The organism is Deltaproteobacteria bacterium (genome assembly GCA_029210625.1).
Taxonomy (GTDB): domain Bacteria; phylum Myxococcota; class Myxococcia; order SLRQ01; family SLRQ01; genus JARGFU01.
On the sequence record JARGFU010000012.1, the window covers coordinates 32,920 to 51,119 of the forward strand.

General features: G+C 71.2%; 11 protein-coding genes and 1 pseudogene. 2 read left to right on the forward strand and 10 right to left on the reverse strand.

From position 1 onward, the window contains the following. The first annotated feature begins 2 nt into the window (after positions 1-2). On the forward strand, positions 3-1,502 hold the full coding sequence (locus P1V51_12670) for an aldehyde dehydrogenase family protein (protein ID MDF1563894.1): 1,500 nt from the start codon (positions 3-5) through the stop codon (positions 1,500-1,502). Positions 1,503-1,506: 4 nt separating this feature from the next. Here the strand turns inward: P1V51_12670 and P1V51_12675 are convergent, their stop codons facing one another. Then, positions 1,507-2,835: a transglutaminase domain-containing protein gene (locus P1V51_12675; GenBank protein MDF1563895.1), complete on the reverse strand. Its 1,329-nt coding sequence runs from the start codon at positions 2,833-2,835 to the stop codon at positions 1,507-1,509. Positions 2,836-2,878: 43 nt separating this feature from the next. Here P1V51_12675 and P1V51_12680 point away from each other — a divergent pair, with 43 nt between their 5' ends. After that, positions 2,879-5,989, forward strand: coding sequence for an ABC transporter substrate-binding protein (locus P1V51_12680; protein ID MDF1563896.1), 3,111 nt, complete (start codon positions 2,879-2,881; stop codon positions 5,987-5,989). Positions 5,990-6,398: 409 nt separating this feature from the next. Here the strand turns inward: P1V51_12680 and P1V51_12685 are convergent, their stop codons facing one another. The 9 genes and pseudogenes from P1V51_12685 to P1V51_12725 all read right to left on the reverse strand — a co-directional run bounded on the left by P1V51_12685 (position 6,399) and on the right by P1V51_12725 (position 18,062). Further along, positions 6,399-7,046 carry a VTT domain-containing protein gene (locus tag P1V51_12685; GenBank protein MDF1563897.1) on the reverse strand — a complete coding sequence of 216 codons (648 nt, stop codon included), beginning with the start codon at positions 7,044-7,046 and terminating at the stop codon, positions 6,399-6,401. Between the two features lie 6 nt (positions 7,047-7,052). Further along, positions 7,053-7,820, reverse strand: coding sequence for a hypothetical protein (locus P1V51_12690; GenBank protein MDF1563898.1), 768 nt, complete (start codon positions 7,818-7,820; stop codon positions 7,053-7,055). Positions 7,821-7,900: 80 nt separating this feature from the next. Continuing rightward, entirely contained in the window at positions 7,901-11,656 is a 3,756-nt protein-coding gene (locus P1V51_12695; GenBank protein MDF1563899.1) for a zinc-dependent metalloprotease, read from the reverse strand. 61 nt (positions 11,657-11,717) lie between these two features. After that, positions 11,718-13,058 (reverse strand): hypothetical protein, encoded by a 1,341-nt coding sequence (locus P1V51_12700; protein ID MDF1563900.1) that lies wholly within the window; start codon positions 13,056-13,058, stop codon positions 11,718-11,720. A 264-nt stretch (positions 13,059-13,322) separates the two neighbouring features. Then, positions 13,323-14,789 carry an NFACT RNA binding domain-containing protein gene (locus tag P1V51_12705; protein MDF1563901.1) on the reverse strand — a complete coding sequence of 489 codons (1,467 nt, stop codon included), beginning with the start codon at positions 14,787-14,789 and terminating at the stop codon, positions 13,323-13,325. A gap of 13 nt (positions 14,790-14,802) precedes the next feature. Continuing rightward, entirely contained in the window at positions 14,803-15,276 is a 474-nt protein-coding gene (locus tag P1V51_12710; GenBank protein ID MDF1563902.1) for a hypothetical protein, read from the reverse strand. 90 nt (positions 15,277-15,366) lie between these two features. Continuing rightward, positions 15,367-15,444 (reverse strand): annotated as a pseudogene (locus P1V51_12715) (histone H1). Positions 15,445-15,945: 501 nt separating this feature from the next. Beyond that, a complete protein-coding gene (locus P1V51_12720) occupies positions 15,946-17,232 on the reverse strand; it encodes a hypothetical protein (GenBank protein ID MDF1563903.1) in 1,287 nt (428 codons plus the stop codon). Positions 17,233-17,342: 110 nt separating this feature from the next. Next, on the reverse strand, positions 17,343-18,062 hold the full coding sequence (locus P1V51_12725) for a phosphoribosyltransferase family protein (protein MDF1563904.1): 720 nt from the start codon (positions 18,060-18,062) through the stop codon (positions 17,343-17,345). Positions 18,063-18,200: the final 138 nt, after the last annotated feature.

Here is an 18,200-nt window from a genome sequence, read left to right on the forward strand (position 1 = left end):
CCATGAGCACACCCGACCTCACCCCCCTCCCCTACCTCGGCAACTACGTCGGCGGCCGCTTCGTGAAGGTCAGCCCCTCGAAGGCGGACGGCCACCTCCTCTCGGTCTCCCCCCGGGACGTCACCGACGAGATCTGGCGGGGCACCTTCCGCCTCGAGGCCATCGAGGAGGCGGTGGAGGCGGGCCGCAAGGCCCGGCAGGGCTGGGGCGAGCTCCCCCTGGCGGGGCGCCTCAAGATCCTGGGCAAGATCAAGGCCCAGCTGCGCAATCACCGGGAGGAGCTGGTCCTGCTCCTGGCCCGCGAGGCTGGCCTGCCCCTCTGGGAGGGAGAGGCCGAGGTGAAGCGGGCCATCGAGCTCTTCACCCTCCTCGAGGGCCCCGCCCGGCAGCAGCTGGAGCAGCTCACCTCCCTCTCCGAGGATCTCGAGCCGGTGCCGCTGGGGCTGGTGGCGGTCCTGCCCGACTTCGCCTCTCCCCTCCTCGATCTGCACCGCGGCGTGCTGGCGGTGCTCGCGGCGGGGAACGTCGCGATCGTCCACCCCCACGCCCTCACCCCCGGCCTGGGCCAGCTCTACGCCCGCATCCTCGACGAGGCCGATCTGCCCCGGGGGGTCTTCGCGCTGGTGCAGGGGGACTCGGATCTCCGGGCGGCGCTCGCCGGCCACCCGGGGCTGGACGGAGTCCGGCTCACCTCCTCGGCGGGCATGGCGCGGCGGGTCGCCCGCCTCGTCCAGGAGCAGCCCTGGAAGACCCTGCGGATGCGGACGCCGGGCAAGAACCCCCTCCTGGTGCTGCCGGGCGCGGACCTCGAGCGGGCCGCGCGCGACGCGGCGCTCGGCGCCTACCTCACCGCGGGGCAGCGCGCGACCTCCACCCGCTGGGTGGTCGTGCACCGCAAGCTGGTGAGCAAGTTCGTGCCCGCCCTCGACGCCTGCGCCACCCGCTTCCGGGTGGGCGACCCCCTCGATCCGGAGACGGTGGTGGGGCCCCTGGCCTCCGAGGCCCTTCGCCGCGCCTTCCTGCGCCACGTGCGCCTCGGCGAGAACGAGGGCAACCGGGTGGTGCGCGCCACCGGCATCGTCGGGGCCGATCCGGTGGGCTGGTACGTGGGCCCGGCCATCCACGAGGTGCCCACCATCCTCGAGGACTCCCGCTACCAGATGTACCCGGTCCTCGGCCCGGACCTGCCCATCTTCAGCGTACGCAGCACGGAGGAGGCCTTCGCCCTGGTGGGCTCCCTCGACTCCCTCCTCTGCGCCTCCGTACACACCTCGGACGCCAAGCTCTGGAACGCCGCCCGGCACGCCCTCTCGGTGGGCCGCCTCATCCAGAACGGCCCGACCACGGCGCGGGTTGCCGCGCTGCCCATGCCCAGCGGCGCGCAGGGCCGACGGAGCCTCCTCGAGGGCTTCTTCCTCCTCACCGAGTGGGTGAGGCCCAGCGTGCGGATCCCCGCCGACCGGCAGCAGGACGACACGCCCGTGCCGCCCGGCCTCGACTAGGGGATCAGCGGGTCCCGGGAGGCGGGGCCCCGACGACCTTCACCTGCGCGCCGCGCAGCGCGGGCGCCACCGAGCGGAGCTGACCGGCCAGGGAGTCGCCGGCCCCCAGATCGAGGTAGACGCCCTCGGCCGGGGCCTGGCCCCGCGAGGGATCGACCCGGATCCAGCCCTTCTCGGTGCGCACCTCGACCCAGGTGTGGGGCCAGAGGCGGGTGGGCTCGGCGGGGTCCTGGAAGAGCCCGGTGCGGCGGCGGGCGTCGAGGCCGAGGAGGGGCGCCGACGCCAGGAAGACGGCGGCGGCCTCGTTGCAGTCGCCCCGCCCGCGGGCCAGCGCGGTCTCGGGCTCGGCCTCCCAGAGGCCGGCGCCGTCCACCTCGGGGTCGAGCTGACCGTCGATCAGCTGCGCCAGGGAGGCGGCCCGCTCGGTGATGCTCTGCCCCTTCACCCGGGCGACCAGGCCGCGGACCTGCGGACCGGCGGAGGGCTGGAGCCTCCGGGTGGGGGCCTCGTCGGTGCCGGCCCCGCAGAGGGGCCCGGCCGCGGGAAGGGTGACCTCCCGGTCGGCGCAGGCGAGCCCCGGCCAGTCCTCCGGCGGGGACAGGCGCAGGCGGACGCCGGGGACCAGGGTGCCCTCGACCACCACCGAGCCGCCGGTGAGGTCGGCCATCCGGCCCACGTCGTTGCCGGCCTCGATGCCCTCGGCGGCGTAGACCAGCCCGATGTCCACCAGATCCAGCGCGTCGGGGAGGGCCGCGCCGGGGGCCCAGCGGGAGCGCACCCGCACCCCGAGCTCCTCGGTCTCGGCCCAGCCGCGCTCGTCGCGGGCCTGCCGCAGGATGACCCAGCCCAGGTTCCCGTCGGGCAGGTCGAAGACCCGCCGGCGGGCGCCGACCGAGCCGCTCTCGATGAGCCGCCGGGGGGCCTCGAAGAGCGCCTCGACCCCGGCCGCCGAGTCCACCGGCACCCGCTCGACCCGGTCACCGCGGCGCACCACCATCGCGCCGGCGCGGGCGTCCCAGCGGGCGCTCACCGCCTGGCGCTGGCCGCCGGAGATCCGCACGGCCCAGGCCGAGAGCAGCACCCCGTCCTTGACCCGCACCTCCTCGTGGAGGACCCGCTCGCTGGTCTTCCCGTCGCGGGAGGAGGTCAGCTTGCTGTGGTGCGTGTAAGTGGTCGTCCCACCCGAGTCCCGCCGGTAGGTGAGGACGGCGTGTCCGACCTCGCTGCCCTGGAGGCGGACGGAATAGCGCCGCGTCTCCCCCGCCTCGCTCGCGGCGGGCAGGAGGAGCAGGAGGGTACAAAGAAGTAGCGCTGGCCGGCGGTTGTATGCCATGGGTGGAAGACCCGGGGGACGGATCACCCCGGCGATCTGGCCCATGGTACAGCGCTTCCAACGCCTGTCCACGCTTCTCACCGTCCTCGCCGGGGCGGCGGGGGCGGGAACCGCCCTTCTGGTGGGCGGCGGGGCCCTGGGCTTCATCCTGGGCGTCGTCGCCGGCCTGGCCGTCGGTATCGCCGGCACCTGGGGCATCGCCTCCTCCCTCCAGGAGCGGGCGAGCAGCCTGGATCTGGAGAAGCTGGCCGAGGGGGACCTCTCCCACGAGCCCAGCGACCCCCAGATCGGCGAGGCCGTCCGGGCCATCCGGGGCACCCTGGGGCGCCTCCAGGGCACCACCGGCGCCGTGAACGTGGCCGCCCAGGAGGTCTTCGAGGGCACCACCCGCCTGCTCCAGGCCGCCCGGCACCAGGCCCTGACCGTGGAGAGCACCCTGACGGCGGCGGGCGCCATCGGGGACGCCCTGGCGACCTCCGAGATGACCGTCCAGGAGATCGAGACCCGGGCCGGTGAGGCCGGCACCGCCCTCGAGCGGATGGACCTCTCCATCGACGCCGTGGGCACCGCCCTCGACTCCCTCTACGACTTCGTCCAGCGCACCCGCGAGGTGATGGAGGAGATGGGCCAGTCCATCGACCGCTTCGTGGACAGCGGCCACCACCTCTCGGGCTTCGTCACCGAGACCGACGACTACGTCCAGGTCGTCGCCGATGGCATCGCCCGGGTGCGGGCGCTGGCCGAGGACACCGGCCGCCAGGCGATGGAGGTCAGCGAGCGCGCGGACCGGGGCCACCAGCTGGTCTCGGACGCGGTGCAGGGCCTCTTCGTCCTCGAGGACACCGTGCAGCGGGCGGCGAACATCGTCGACATCCTCGGCGCCCGCTCCCAGGCCATCGGCAAGATCGTCGAGATCATCGAGGAGATCGCCGACCAGACCAACCTCCTCGCCCTCAACGCGGCCATCCTCGCCGCCCAGGCCGGAGAGCACGGCCGGGGCTTCGCGGTCGTGGCCGAGGAGATCCGGGACCTCGCCGAGCGGACCGGGCGCAGCACCCGCGAGATCGGCAACCTCGTCACCGAGGTCACCAGCCAGGTCTCCACCGCGGTGAAGGTGATGGAGGAGGGCCGAGTGCAGGCCTCGGCGGGCCTCTCCCTCGGCGAGCGGGCCTCGCAGGCCCTCGACGAGATCCGGACCACCGTCTCCGCGACTGCGACGGCCGTGGCCGAGACGGTGAAGGAGACCTCCCTCCTCGAGGAGGAGGGCCAGCGGGTCTCCCGGGCCTCGCGGCAGGTCTCGTCCCAGGTGGAGAACATCTCGGTGGAGGCGGTCCGCCAGGCCGAGGTGGGCAACCAGCTCGCCGACCGGACCGAGCAGATGACCCTGCTCACCCGGCAGACCCAGCAGGCCGCGGAGGAGCAGGCCGCCAACGGACGCCTGGTGAGCGAGGTCGTCGCCCGGCTGCGCGAGGGCATCGCCGCGGTGCGCGAGGCCCACCGCCTCTCCAGCGACGCCAGCCAGCGGGTGCGCACGGCGAGCACCGACGTGGGCTCGGACGCCGAGGGGCTCATCGGCGTCGCCTCCGACCTCTCCCGCACGGCGCGCCGCCTGCAGGAGGTGGCCGGGACCATCACCGCCGACCTCGACACCTTCCGCCTCCCCTCGGCCCGCCATGGCGGCGTCCTGCGGGTGGCGATGGTCGAGCCCAACCTCCTCCACGAGACCGAGGGCCTGGACCCGCTGTGCCTGCGCGGAGTGCGCGAGGCCATCGTCGCCTCTCTGGTCCACTCGGGGCTGCTGCGCCCCGGCCCCCAGGCCGAGATCCGGCCGGCGCTGGCCCGCAGCTGGCAGGTCGAGCGGGAGGGGCGGGTCTACCGCTTCCACCTCCAGGGCGGGCTGCGCTTCCACGACGGGACGACCTGCGACGCCGCCGCGGTGAAGGCCTCGCTCCTGCGCCACCTCGAGCCCGGCCGCGAGGGGCCGGTGACCGACCTCTTCCTCGACCTCATCGGAGCTCGCCACTACCGCGCCGGAGAGAGCAGCGACGTCGAGGGCATCCGGGTGGTCGACGATCACGAGCTGGTGATCGAACTCAAGGAGCCCCGGGCCTTCCTCCTCCAGCTGATCTCCAGCCCCGACTGCTACGTCTCCCGCCGCACCGAGGCCGGGGTCCAGGGGTTGGGCCCCTTCCGGATCGACTCCTCGGTGCCGGGCCGCAGCCTGAAGCTGGTCCGCTTCGAGGAGGGCCTGCGCGCCAACTCGATCCCCCTGGACACGATCGAGCTGCAGCTGGGCCACGCCAACCCGGCGGCCGCCTGCGCCGCGGTCGCCGACGGCCTCGCCGACATCGCGCTGGAGATCCCCGCCGACCGGCTGGCCAACAAGAAGACGGTCGACGGCCTCGAGCTGCGCTCCCACCCCATCCTCTCCACCGAGATGATCTTCTTCGGCTGCGGGCGGGCGCCCCTCGATCGCCCGGCCGTGCGCCGGGCGCTGCGGATGGCCCTCGACATCGAGGGCTTCGCCCGGCGCCTCCCGGGCCGCCCGGGCCTGGCCACCGGCCTCATCCCCCGCGGCCTCCCCGGCCACGCCGCGGACCTGCCTCCGCACCGGCTCGATCTCGAGCAGGCCCGCAAGATCCTCGAGGAGGAGGGCGTCACCGGCCTCGAGCTGGCCTGGCCCTACGCCACCTTGCGCGACGCCGGCTGGATCGAGGCGACCCGCACCCTGCTGGCCCCCCTGAAGGAAATCGGTGTTCAGATCCGCGAGGAGCCGATGCCCGCCGACCTCTACTGGCGGCGCGTCGGCGAGGGCGACTTCGATCTGCTGCGCCAGGGCTGGGTCGCCGACTACCCCGACGCGGACTCCTTCTTCTACTTCCTCGTCCACTCCTCGGGGCAGAAGCCGATCTTCGTCGACTACGGCAACGACGCCGTCGATCGCCTCACCGACGAGGCCCGGGCCACCGTCGATCCCGACCTTCGCCACCAGCTCTACCAGCGCGCCGAGCGCGAGCTCTACGAGGACCCCTGCCTCGTTCCCCTCGTCTACGGGCGCGACGCCGTCCTCATCCGCGACGGCGTCCACGGCGTCACCGTCCTCCCGACCGTGCCGTCCATCCGCCTCGACGACGTCTGGCTCTCCGAGAGCTGAGCCGGCCCGCGCGCCGCTCTCGAGAGCCCGCGCGCAGACCGCGCTCTCTCTCGAAGCTGGTTGACCCGTTCGTCCAGGGTAGCGCCCCCGAAGAACCCTCGAGCGCCATCGCCGCAGGCCCGCCCTCCATCGCCCGTGCCCTCGCCTCGGGTGCGCCGTCCCGAGAGCGCGGCCTGCGCGCGGTGGCCCGAGAGCGGCGCGCGGGTCGCAGGGAAGGGCCCTCCCGGGGGCGTCGGCGACGCCGCCCGGTTGCGCGAGCCAGCACGAGTCCGGGCGGCGTCGCTGCCGAGCGAGCCGGAGCCGGGCCTAGCGGCGGTGTGTCGCGTCGGCACGGGCCCGGCGGGAGGTGAGCGTCCCCCGGGGGGGCCCTTCCCTGCGGCCCGCAAGCGCCGCGAGGGAGGCGACCGCGTCAGGCGCGGCGCTGGCGGAGGCGGCGGGCGAGGAGGAGGAGGGCCCAGGCGGCGAGGGCGGCGCCGAGGACGACCCAGCCGCCGGTGCCGACCCGGGCGGCGAAGGCCATGATCTCCTCTAGGTTGCCGCCGAGGTAGGCGCCGGCGGCGAGGACGCCGAGGTTCCAGAGGGTGGCGGAGATCAGGCCCCAGAAGAGGGTCTGCCGCCGGGGGATGCCCGCCGCGCCGGCCGCCAGGAAGAAGAAGGCGCGGGCGGCCGGGAGGAAGCGGTTGCCGACCAGCAGCCAGGCGCCCCACTTGCGGTAGGCCACCTCGAAGCGAGAGAAGCGCTCCTGGGAGAGGGGCTGCCACCAGGGGCGCTCCGCCTCACCGGGGAGCTGGCCCGCGTGGAGGGCGAGCCAGCGGCCCACCTCCCAGTCGACCAGCATGCCCACCACGTTGCCCAGGAAGAGGGCCACCACCACCGCCCCCCAGGAGACCCCGCCGCTCATGGCCATCACCCCGCCGACCAGGGTGACCGTGTCGCCGGGGAAGGGCGGGAGGACGTACTCGACGAGCGAGGCGCCGCCGAGGAGCAGCGGCGCCCAGGGGCCGAAGCCCTGCATCACCGCCTGGATCTCGGCCGCCACCGTGACCGGATCGCCCACGACGCGCTACTCCTCGGACCGGGGCAGCAGGAGGCGGCGGAAGTTCGCCTCCTCCCAGGCCTTCGCCTGGGCGGCCTCTCGGTAGGTCTTCTCGAGCTTCCGGAAGGCCGGCGGGTGGTAGTAGGTGCGGCCGTTCTTTCTCACCGGGGGGACGAGCTGGTGCAGCATTTCATGGAATACGACCCAGGCCAGGTAGTATTTCGGCACCTCGGGATCGTCGAGGGCGGGGTGGATCCGGATCAGGCGGGCGTCGTGCAGGTAGGTGCCCATCTTGATCGAGCGCCTGCGGCGGTGCTTGCGCGGCCCCCAGCTGCTCCAGCCGATCCGGGCGGCGATCTTCCCACCGAAGTACTCCCGGTTCAGCTCCTCGAAGATCTCCTTGAGGTCGTGGTGCTCGCCCTCGGGGTCGGCCGGCGCCCGGGGAGAGGCCGCGGGATCCGAGCGGATCTTCTCCAGGTTCGAGTCGATGAAGGCGTCCAGGCGCTTGCCGGCGCTGCGCTTCTTGCGGCCGAGGGCGTAGGCCGCGAGGGCCTCGCGCACCTCGTCGCCGGCCGAGAGGAAGATGTGGTGGGCCCGGATGTGGAAGGCGTCGTCGTCCTCGCGGATGGTGAGCACCGAGGAGCGGTTGTCGGTGACCACCAGCTTCACCGGGTGGGCGAGGCGGCTGGCCAGATCGTTCGAGAGGGCCTGGGCGCGCAAGCGCAGCTGCTCCCCCTTCGGCCGCGCCTCCCGCCGCAGCGGCAGCAGGAGGCTCATCTGCTCCGGTCGACCCATCGTCTGGCACCTTAAAGAAAGAGAGCCCCCCGGGCAATCGACTGCCCGGAAGGCTCCCTTGGGTGGAGATCTAGATCCCTCTAGAGCGTGCTGCCGAAGATGTCGTACATCGCGCGCTCGATGTTCATCCACTCGACCTCGTTGGCGATCTGCCAGGTCCAGTCACTCTCGCACTCCGCGTCGCCACCGCAGGCCTGGTAGCTGGCGAGGAGCTGGTTCGCCCGCTGGATCATCTTGGTGGCAGCGTTCGCCTCGGCGTTCTGGGCCTGCAGCGCGGCGTAGACCACGCCGGTGGTGGGATCGGAGAAGGTGATCACGTCGAAGCCCGGACCGGCCTCCAGGGTCTCACCCGAGCCCAGCCGGAAGATGTGGCGATCGTCCGGGAAGTTCAGGCTGTAGCTGGAGGTGAAGGAGCTCATGCCGAAGAGCAGGGCATAGAAGCGGTTGGTGAAGTTGATCTCGGGCACGACCACCGGGTCGAGGTCGATGAAGCTCGAGCCCTCGGGGTAGATGTCGAGCCAGTCGAAGGCCGGCCGCTGCACGACCGCCTGGTTGCCGCCGGTGCCCGTGAAGCGCGGGGCGAAGGAGCGGTACTCCTCCCCGATGATGCCGTTGTAGACGCGGGTCAGCTCGTTGTCGAAGACCAGGTAGTAGGGGATCAGGTACGAGCTGAAGTCCGACTGGGTGTTGGCGCCGCGGACCGTGGCCGAGCTCTGGGAGAGGGCCAGCAGGGCCGCGTAGTAGTCCCAGAAGTGCGACGCCTCCTGCGGGTAGTACCAGTAGTAGTAGCCGCGCTGGTAATCGTAGCGGGTGTAGGGACGCCGGGCGTCGTTGCCGCGATCCAGGTAGAGGTCCTCACCCGAGCGGTGGCTGTAGGTCCAGGCGTACTGGTACTGGTTGGTGGCCGCGTCGTAGTCGTAGGAGCCGTAGGCCGGCATCGAGAGGACCTCCATCAGGAAGTTGAAGCCCTCGAAGGCGCCCATGGCCTTGTAGTTGGCCTGGATGTTGTCGGCCTGGGTGTAGAACTGGTCGAAGAGCCAGGTCTGGTAGAAGTTCGGCATCATGTTGAAGTAGCGGCCCGCGGAGCGCGCGTAGACGTCGTAGGGGCTCCAGGCGCGCTTGTTCCGGCGGAAGTTGTTGAACCAGTAGTAGTTCCGCCAGCTCTGCTGCACGTTGCGGGACTGCTCCCACATGTCGGAGCCCTCGTCCCACCGGTGGCAGGAGGCGTCGACGCCGACCCACTCGTCGGAGCAGAACATGTAGGGCACCTCGAGGAGGCGGCTGGTGTCGCCCGCCTCGCGGGAGGCCTTCACGGCCGCAGCCGGCATGACGATCCGGTCGTAGAGCCGCTCGATGCCGGTGTCGATGTTGCCGTCGCCCATGAGGACGGGGACCCAGGTGTAGTGGATGTCGTCCAGGAACTGGGAGTAGGCCAGCGAGCCGCGCTCCTCGTAGATGGTGTCCATGAAGTTGTTCCGGAAGCCGCTGCCGACCTCGCGGAAGACCTCCACCGAGTCACCGTAGGCGTAGAGGATGGCCGCCTCGTCGTAGGGCCCGAGGCCGTGGATGTCGCTGTTGAAGGCGCGGCCGTAGTCCATGATCGAGGAGTACTGGAACTCCCGCATCTTGCCGGCGATCTGGCTGCTGGTGAGCTCGCTCATGTCGAAGAGGTCACCGATGGTGGAGAGGCTGGTGTTCAGGTTCTCCTTGCGCAGCTCCCAGTACTCCGGGAAGAAGTTGATCGCGTCGTAGGAGCCGTTGAAGTTGTGGCGCAGGCCCATGGTGTGGCCGACCTCGTGCTCGGTCACCGCCCGCAGGATGGAGTTGCGCAGCCACTGGTACATCTGCTCACGGTCCATGCCGCTGCCAGCGAGGTCCTGGGCGAGGCCGAAGATCGAGGGATCCTCGAAGTCGGCGAGCCAGATGCTGTTCTTGGCGGCCCAGTCCTGACGGATCTGCTGGTCGCGCAGCAGCTTGTCGGCGTCGAGGGTGTAGGGCTTCGCTGCGGCGAGGAGCTCGGGGGTCATGCCGTTCTCGACCAGGTCCATGTTCTTGAACTTCTGGGCCACCACGGCGCGGATCTCGTCGTTGATCATGTAGGACTCGAAGGGGGTGCCCTCGATCCGGCGCAGCCGCTGCATCGAGTCCTCCTTGAGGGTCTCGAGGCCGAACTGCTTGAGCGCCTCGATCTTGGCGAGGTGCTGCGGCTTCATGAGGTTCTTCGCGCCGTCCAGGATCGGCTTCTCGAGGACGTCCGCGAGGCCGGCGCGCTCGGCCTTGGCGCGGGGATCGGTGCGGTCGCGGCCGGCGATGATCTGGTCGCGGATGTCGTCGCCGGTGATCAGCTCGTCGATGGTGAGCTCGCCGTTGAGGGCGTCGACGATCTCGAGGCCGCGCTGGGCGTAGGTGTCGATCGGGGCGCCGTAGATGTAGGCCTGGCCGGCGACGATCACGCCGGTCTCGGGATCGACCGAGGAGGGGCCGTAGCCCAGGGGCGAGGAGAGCTGGGGCTGGTCGACCCAGTACATGAAGTTGTGGCGCAGATCGCCGATCTTCGCGTGGCCGTCCTCGTTGTAGTCGATCTGGAAGAGGCCGGTGTTGAGGTAGTTGCCGTTGGCGTCCTCGTAGGGGAACTGCGCGAGGACGGTCTCGACCGGCTTCATCTGGGCGGCGGCCACGGCGCGGGCCAGGGCCTTCGACCAGCCGCGGGCGGTCCACTCGGCCGCGCCGACGAGCTCCTTGGGCCAGTTGGCCGAGAGGGCGTAGACGATGGGCTTGGGGGTCCGCAGGTTCTTCGGCATCACGCTGCCGTCGGCGTTGAAGTCGGTCTCCCAGATGTGGTGGATGTTGGCGAGGAGGATCTGGCCCTCGTCGGTGCGGCCGAGGCGGCGGTCGTAGGTCTCACGCTCGGTGCGGAAGTAGCCGAACTTCACCATGTCCTTGTCGTCGTAGAAGACCGGATCGAAGGTGCGGGTCTCGGGGATCTTCAGGATCGAGGTGCGGACCATGGCCTCACCGGAGGCGCAGTCGTAGGCCTCGCCGATGAGCCAGCAGGCCGGCACGCCGTAGTCCTCGTCGATCCAGTAGGTGGCCGGATCGATGTAGCCGCGGGAGACCACGTCGATGTAGGCCGGCGGGGTGCGATCCGAGAAGCCGGGGTCGGTGGGATCGACGATGACCGCCTCGCCCTCGGCGGTCTCCATCCGGAAGGCCCACTCGCCGCCCGCGCTCTCCTGCACGTACTCCCAGGTGCCCATGTCGGTGGCGTTGTCGTTCGACGACTCCATCAGGTTCTGGGAGAAGTCGACCCGCATGTACTCGCGGTCGTACCAGTGCCGGTCGCTCATGTTCTCGGTGATGACGTTGCTCTGCTCACCGGTCGCCGGGTTGTACTGGCGCTGGATGTCGAAGTGGCTCTGGACGCGGTAGGCCGCGATCGGCGCGTCCTTGTAGCCGTTGTCGATGTAGTAGCTGTCGTCGAGGATCGGGTTACCCTCGGCGTCCCGGCGGATGTCGGTGTCGTCGATGGTCTTCCCCTCGTGATCGACCTTCGGGTTCATCCCGGGGAAGAGCTCGTAGGAGCGGTAGCCGATCAGGTAGTGCTCGGTGATCTCCCACTTCACCTTCTCGGTGTTCAGGGTCATGCCCACGAAGGAGAAGCTGACCGAGGGACCCACGTCCGCGATGGTCTGGCGGATGTACCACTCGCCCTCGAAGTCGGACTTCTTCACGTAGTTGGGCTGGACCCGGTTGATGTCGCCCACGTTCTGGGCGCAGCCGAGCGCGGTCAGGCTGGCCAGCACGGCGAGAGAGATGATGCGGGAAAGAGACTTCATCGCGTTGCTCCTTTGGGGGGTCGTGCGATCAGAGGACGAATCGAAAAAATAGAGTCGAAGGCTAGAACGAGCGGCCGACGCGGAGGCTGAAGCCCGTGCGCTGCAGGCTGGAGTCCCAGAAGGGGAAGCGCAGCACACGGTTCTCGTCGTCGAGGTCCGGGCCCAGGTAGCGGAAGAGGGGACCGCCGGTCATGAGGTTGGCGGAGAGCATGTACATGCCCGGCAGGCGGTAGGTGAGGCCGAGGCCGCCCATCATGGCGTCGGAGGGGGTGATCGTGCTGTCGACGACCAGGTTGCCCTTCGAGTCGACGATCTGGGAGGAGAACTCGTCGACGGGGATGGGATAGCTCCAGCCCCGGGAGAGGCCGAAGTTCAGCATGCCGCCGAGCTTGTCGGTGAACTGGTAGCTCACGCCCAGGTTCAGGCCGATGTTGGCCATGCCGTTGTTGTCGCCGGTGGCGCACTGGGAGTCGTTGACCGCCTCGTTGCCGCTCTCGCGGATCTGGCAGGCCCAGACCCCGTCCCGCCACTGCTGCCGGATGACCGGCGAGGTGTAGCGGTTGAAGGGCAGGCCGCCGGTCACCGAGAGGTTGGCCGAGAGCTTGTCGTCGAGGAAGCTGCGGCTGGCGGCGACCGAGGCGCCCAGGGAGAAGAGCTGGGTGGCGGTGATCGACATCCGGGAGAGGCCGAGGCCCACCGAGGCCGAGCCCGAGACGTTGATCCCGGTGAGCTTCTCGTCCTTGTAGAGGGAGCCGTGGGCGAGACCGAGGGTGGGGTCGCCGTAGTTGAAGCGCCGCAGGAAATCGCTCTTGCTGGTGCTGCCCGGGGTGGTCAGCTCGTAGGAGAAGCCCCAGTTGCCCGAGGCCGTCACCTGCTCCTTCAGCTGGTAGCTGCCACCCACCGAGACCGAGGGGATGAAGGTGGCCTGGCTGCTGCGCACATAGCGGGTCGGGTGGAAGAGCATCATGCTCATCGAGGTGCCGACGCCCACGTTCACCGACCAGGGCTTGGTCGGACCCTCGGCCTTCGCGTCGCCCTCGGGCTTCGCCTCGACCTCGGGGGCCGCCTCGGCCACCTCGGCCTCAGCGACCGCCTCGACCGTCTCCACGGCCACCGCCTCGCCCGCGGCCGCCTCCTCGACCACCGCCGCCGGCTCGGCCTCGGCCTCGGCCTCGGCCTCGGCCTCAGCCTCAGCCTCAGCCTCAGCCTCGGTGGCCTCCTCGGTGGCGGCCTCCTCGGTGGCGGCCTCCTCGGTGGCGGCCTCCTCGGCCGCAGGGGCCTCCTCGGTGGCGGCCTCCTCGGAGGGGGTCGCCTCGGAGGTCTCCTCGGCGTACGCCGGGGCGGCCAGGGCCAGGGCGGCCAGGAGGGCGATGGAGGTCGTCAGGCTCGGGAGGTCTCGCATGAGCGGTATCCCTTTTGGTGAAGGCGGCAAGAGGGGCCCGGAGTGTTCGCCGACTGGCGACGGACGAGGGCGTCGGGCCTCTTCAGGCAAGAAGGGGGCCACTTGTGCCACCTCGACCCTGGGCTGACAAGGCCACGAATCCCGGGGACTTGCAGATCGGGGGGCTCCCCCGACCGTGAGGCCGGGGGTTCCCTGCCGTCCAGCCGGCGGTCGCCCTCCCCTCCCGGCGCCAGGATGCTAACGGCGGGGGCTCCGGGATATCCCCTACTCTTCCCGGCCGAAGAGGGCCTCCAGGCGGGCGGGATCCGGCACCACCCGCAGGGAGCGCCCCTTCGCCACCGAGACCAGGCCCGGGGCGGCCCCCGGGGGGTGGCGCAGGTGCTTGCGCTCGGTGAAGGTGATCTCCACCGCCCCGGCCTCCCGGCCGTCCGAGAAGTGAGCCGCCAGGAGGCCCGCCTCCAGCAAGGTGGTGGGGTCCACCTCGGCGTCCTTGCGACCCCCCGAGGCCTGGATGACCACGTGGGAGCCGGGCCAGTCCCTCACGTGCAGCCAGAGGTCGTTGCCCCGGGCCACCGTGAAGGTCAGGGCGTGGTTGTCCCGGGCGCTGCGCCCGACCAGGATCCGATCGCCGTTGCTGGCGAGGAAGGTGCGGTGGGGGCGGCGCGGCGCCGCCTTCTCCGCGCTCCTCCCGCCCACCGGCGGCGGCGCCGGGCGCCGGACCCCGAAGGGCCGCGCCTCTCTCCAGAGCGCCTCCAGGGCCTCGGGCGTGCCGGCGGCCTCGACCTCCTCGAGGAGGAGGGCGAGCCCGGCCTCGCGGTCGTGGGCCCGCGCGAGCCGCTCCCCGGCCACCTCGGCGCCGCGCTGCAGCTTCCGGGCCCGCCGGAAGTAGGCCTCGAGGTTCTCCTTCGGGCCGAGCTTCGGATCGAGGGGCAGCCGGATCCGCGGCGCCCCGGGGTCGTAGTAGTCGACGACCTCGACCTCCACCTGGCCGCGCTTCATCCTCCCGAGGGCGCTCTTGAGCAGCTCGCCCTGCTGCTGGATCCGCGGGGCCTCGGCGGCGGCGGCCACGGCGGCCTCGAGCTGCTCGACGATCCGCTCCTGCTTTTTGCGAGCCCGCCCGAGGCTCTTGCGTAGGGCTCGCCGCGCGTCGGCGACGAGGGCCTCGCGATCGAGCGGACCGTAGGCAGCCTCGAGGGCGGCCGAGATCGGAAACTCTCCCTCGCCCCCCCGCCACCGCGCCGGCTCCCCCTCCCCCGCCTCCCGGGCCGGCGGCGGAGCGTAGGCCTCCCCGAGCGCCAGCCCCCGCCGCGGGAGCCGCTCGGGGCGGGCCGCCGCCAGGAGCAGGCCGTCGGCGTCCAGGAGGAGGAGGTTGCCCCGGCTGCCGAGGAGCTCGGCGATGAGGTGCGCCCCCCCCTCCCGGTGACCGAAGGAGAGCGCGACGACGCGATCGCCCTCGACCTGCTGCGCCAGGGAGACCAGCCGGCAGCCCTCGAGGGCCGCGCGCAGCTGCGCCTGGAAGGATGACGGCTCCCCCCGGGGCCGCTCCTGCACCACGCCGAGGCGAGCCCGGGGGTGCGCCACCTCGATCAGCAGATCGTCCTGGGCCCCGGGTCCCTTCAGGCGCAGGACCACCGAGGTGCCGGTCGGCGTCCAGACCTTCGTGGCCCGCCGCTCGACGAGGGGCTGCAGCTCGTGGAGGAGGGGCGCGACTTCCGCGGGGCGCAGGGACATCGCCGTCCTCGCTTCAGGAGGCGTAGCGAAGGTTGTGGAGGAAGGTCTCGATCCGCTTCCGGTTGCGCCGCAGCACCCAGCCCGCCCAGCCCAGCGCCACGACGGCCCCCACGCCCAGCGCGAGGAGCACCCGCCCGCCGGGGCCCTCGCCGACGGGGACCAGCGTCGAGAGGAGGCCCGCGCCCAGCCCGGGCACGAGCCCGAAGAGGGCGCTGCTCGCCACCGAGAGGCGATAGAGCACTCGGGCGTCGGCGCCGGTGTCGTCCACCCGCAGCCAGCCCGCCGTCACCCCGGTGCAGAGCGCGCCCAGGGTCACGGCGCGGAAGGCGATGCTGCGCGAGTCGCGGTGGGTGATCTCGAGGCCCGCGCCGACGGCGCCCCCGATGAAGCCCCGGACGACGTGGTCGGCGGCGGCCCGCGGGTTCTGCGGCACGGCCACCTGGCCGGAGAGGCGAAGCAGCCCCCCCTGGGTCTCGACCTCGTTCATCGTCCCCTTCTCGCGCTCTTCGGCCCCTTAACGCAACACGGCCCGCCGTAGGAGGGCGGGCCGTGCTGGAGTCGAAGACTCGAGCTCGAACTACTTCTTCTTGGCGGTCTTCTTCGCGGCCTTCTTCTTGGTGGCCTTCTTCTTCGCAGGCTTCTTGGCAGCCTTCTTGGCGACCTTCTTCTTGGCCTTCTTCTTCTTGGCCTTCTTCTTGGTGGCCTTCTTCTTGGCGACCTTCTTCTTGGCGGCCTTCTTCGCAGGCTTCTTGGCGGCCTTCTTAGCGACCTTCTTGGCGGCCTTCTTCTTGGTGGCCTTCTTCTTCGTGGCCTTCTTCTTCGTAGCCATGGAACCCTCCTTAAGAGTCCGTTCAGTGGTTGAAGACGTGATCGAGTATGGAGAAGCCCTACAAGTGAGTCAACACATTTTCTACTTAATTAAGTAAAAGTTAGTGCCATTGTTGGGCAAGAGATTGCCAGTTGCGTCTACCTTCAGCACACGCATTTCGCCCGCATTTTTGGCAGCCGAGGTGGTGATCGCCCCCGGCGGGCCGCCCCCCGGACGGACCCCGCGCTCGCGCCCGCCGACGCCCACGACGGAACGAAGAACGCCGCGCTCCCTCGAAAGTGAAGCGCGGCGCTCGTCGATGCGATCGCCCGTGATCGGGTCAGCTCGCTACTGGCACTGCCCCGGCAGACCCATGAGGCACATGGTCATGTCGAGGAGCGGATCACCGAGGACCACGCAGGTCTTCGCCGGGTTGGCGCAGATGCAGAAGGTGTCGATCGAGCAACCCTCGGCGCAGGTGCCCGGCAGGCCGAAGTCCGGCAGCGCGCCGGAGCACATCAGGCCGGTGTTGCAGTCGGCATCGGCGAGGCAGGTGGAGCCCACCCCACCACCACCGCCGGTGGAGGTGCAGGTGCAGCTCACGGTGTCGCAGATCTGCCCGGTGAGGGAGCAGTCGCTGGGGCAGGCGGTGCAGCCGCCGCCGCCGGAGCACTGGTGGCTGATGGCGTCGCAGGTCTGGCCCGCCGGGCAGGGGTTGCACTCGTTCACGCTGCCGGTGCAGCCGGAGTCGGTGCAGCCCAGGCGGCAAGAGGTGGTGGCCTGGTCGCAGAAGTAGGCCGAGCCGAGCGAGGCCTGGCACTGGGCGTCCGAGCAGCCCGGGTTGTCGACGCAGGAGCCGGCGTTGCAGATCTGGGTGGCCTCGCACTGGGCGTTGGTGGTGCAGGCCTCGCACTTGCCGCCCCGGCAGACCAGGCCGCCCTGGCAGTCGGCGTTGGTGGTGCAGGCGGTGACGCAGAGGCCGCCCCGGTCGGTGTCGCAGATGAAGCCGATGGCGCAGTCGGGCAGGCCCAGGCCGCACTCGGGGTGGCAGTAGCCGACGCCCGGGCCGACGCCGTCGTCGAGCATGTCGCACTTGGGGCCGTGGGTCGAAGCGGCGCAGAAGGCGTCGTTGAGGCAGCCCTCGCAGCGGGCGTCACCCAGGCTGTTGCACTGGTGGTCCCGGGGGCAGTCGGCGTTGGTGGCGCAGGGCGCGTTCACGTCCCAGGTGGCGCAGTTGCCGCCCGAGCAGATCTGGTCCACGGCGCAGTCGTTCACGGTGGTGCAGGGGCTCGAGGGGGCCTCGCAGTGCCCGGTCGCGCCGCAGGTCCAGCCGCCGCTGCAGTCGGCGTCGCTGCTGCAGCAGTCGGTGCAGGCCTCGCACTCCCCGGTGAGCATGTTGCAGCTGCCGCTCGGACACTCGTTGTCGGCGGTGCAGCCTCCACCCCCGGGGCTGCAGACGCCGCTCTCGCAGACCGGGAAGGCCGGGTCGGTGCAATCGGAGTCGCTGGAGCAGATGCCGCCGCTGTCGGGGTTCCCGGCGTCGGGGTTGCCCACGCCCGGCGGGCAGGCCGTCATCAGGAACAGGGCCGAGAGGGCCAGAATCGGGCGCAGGAACGAAACACTCAGAGACTTCATGGTGGCGACCTCTATCTCGCTTGGGATTTCGCTCGGAAAGCCCCATCCTCCCCGAACCGATTATCGAGCCAGTATAGCGACTGCCCCTAGATACCGTCGAAAAACGCGGCTTACAACTCTCTCTCCGCCCGGCAGAGGACGGCCACGTGGACCTCGGCGGCACCGGCCGCGAGGAGCGCGCGGGTGGCCGCCCGGGCCGTGGCGCCGGTGGTGAGGACGTCGTCCACCAGCAGCAGCCGCGCTCCGGCGCGGGAGCGCAGGTCCCCGCCGGCCTCGAAGGCCCCCCGGACGTTCTCCCGGCGCCGGGCGATGCTCGCCCCCACCTGCCGGGTCGGCGGCCCCCGGCGGACGAGGGCCCGGGAGAGGAGGGGCCGGTCCAGGCAAAGGGCCGCCTCGAGGGCCAGCGAGGCGGCGAGATCGAAGCCCCGCTGCCGGTAGTGCGCCGGGTGCCCCGGGAGGCCCACCACCGCGTCGACCTCCGGTGACGCGAGGCGGAGGCTCCCCCCCAGCAGCCGCACCAACCCGGGGATGGCCTCGGCCCGCGGCTGGAACTTGCAGGCATGGAGGGCCTCCAGGAGGGGTCCGCCGTAGAGCAGGCCGGCCCGCAGGCTCGTCCAGGGAGGCGGCTCGAGGCGGCAGGCCAGGCAGGCACGCCCACCCTCGACCCGCGCGCCGCAGGCGACGCAGTCGTGTGGGGAGGGAGCCTCGAGGAAGGACCGGCAGTCGGGGCAGAGGAGCCGGCCACCCGGACTGCCGTCGTCCTCGAAGAGCCGGTCGCAGGCCTGGCAGTGGAGGGGGAAGAGGAGGGAGAGGGTGGTTTCGAGGAGCATGGGTCCCGGGAGAGCAAGAGTCGAGCCAGGGGACTCCCCTGCCCACCCCGTGCACGTACACGTACACGTACCCGTACACGGATTCTCCCGGGTGTCCGGATTCCGACCATCGATACCCAGGAAAGACCGTGCACGTGG

Bases quoted from the DNA above. Each gene is read 5' to 3' on its own strand.
- P1V51_12670 (MDF1563894.1), top strand. From the start codon at position 3: ATGAGCACACCCGACCTCACCCCCCTCCCCTACCTCGGCAACTACGTC.
- P1V51_12680 (MDF1563896.1), top strand. From the start codon at position 2,879: ATGGTACAGCGCTTCCAACGCCTGTCCACGCTTCTCACCGTCCTCGCC.
- P1V51_12695 (MDF1563899.1), bottom strand. From the start codon at position 11,656: ATGAAGTCTCTTTCCCGCATCATCTCTCTCGCCGTGCTGGCCAGCCTG.
- P1V51_12725 (MDF1563904.1), bottom strand. From the start codon at position 18,062: ATGCTCCTCGAAACCACCCTCTCCCTCCTCTTCCCCCTCCACTGCCAG.
- P1V51_12700 (MDF1563900.1), bottom strand. From the start codon at position 13,058: ATGCGAGACCTCCCGAGCCTGACGACCTCCATCGCCCTCCTGGCCGCC.
- P1V51_12675 (MDF1563895.1), bottom strand. From the start codon at position 2,835: ATGGCATACAACCGCCGGCCAGCGCTACTTCTTTGTACCCTCCTGCTC.
- P1V51_12705 (MDF1563901.1), bottom strand. From the start codon at position 14,789: ATGTCCCTGCGCCCCGCGGAAGTCGCGCCCCTCCTCCACGAGCTGCAG.
- P1V51_12710 (MDF1563902.1), bottom strand. From the start codon at position 15,276: ATGAACGAGGTCGAGACCCAGGGGGGGCTGCTTCGCCTCTCCGGCCAG.
- P1V51_12720 (MDF1563903.1), bottom strand. From the start codon at position 17,232: ATGAAGTCTCTGAGTGTTTCGTTCCTGCGCCCGATTCTGGCCCTCTCG.
- P1V51_12690 (MDF1563898.1), bottom strand. From the start codon at position 7,820: ATGGGTCGACCGGAGCAGATGAGCCTCCTGCTGCCGCTGCGGCGGGAG.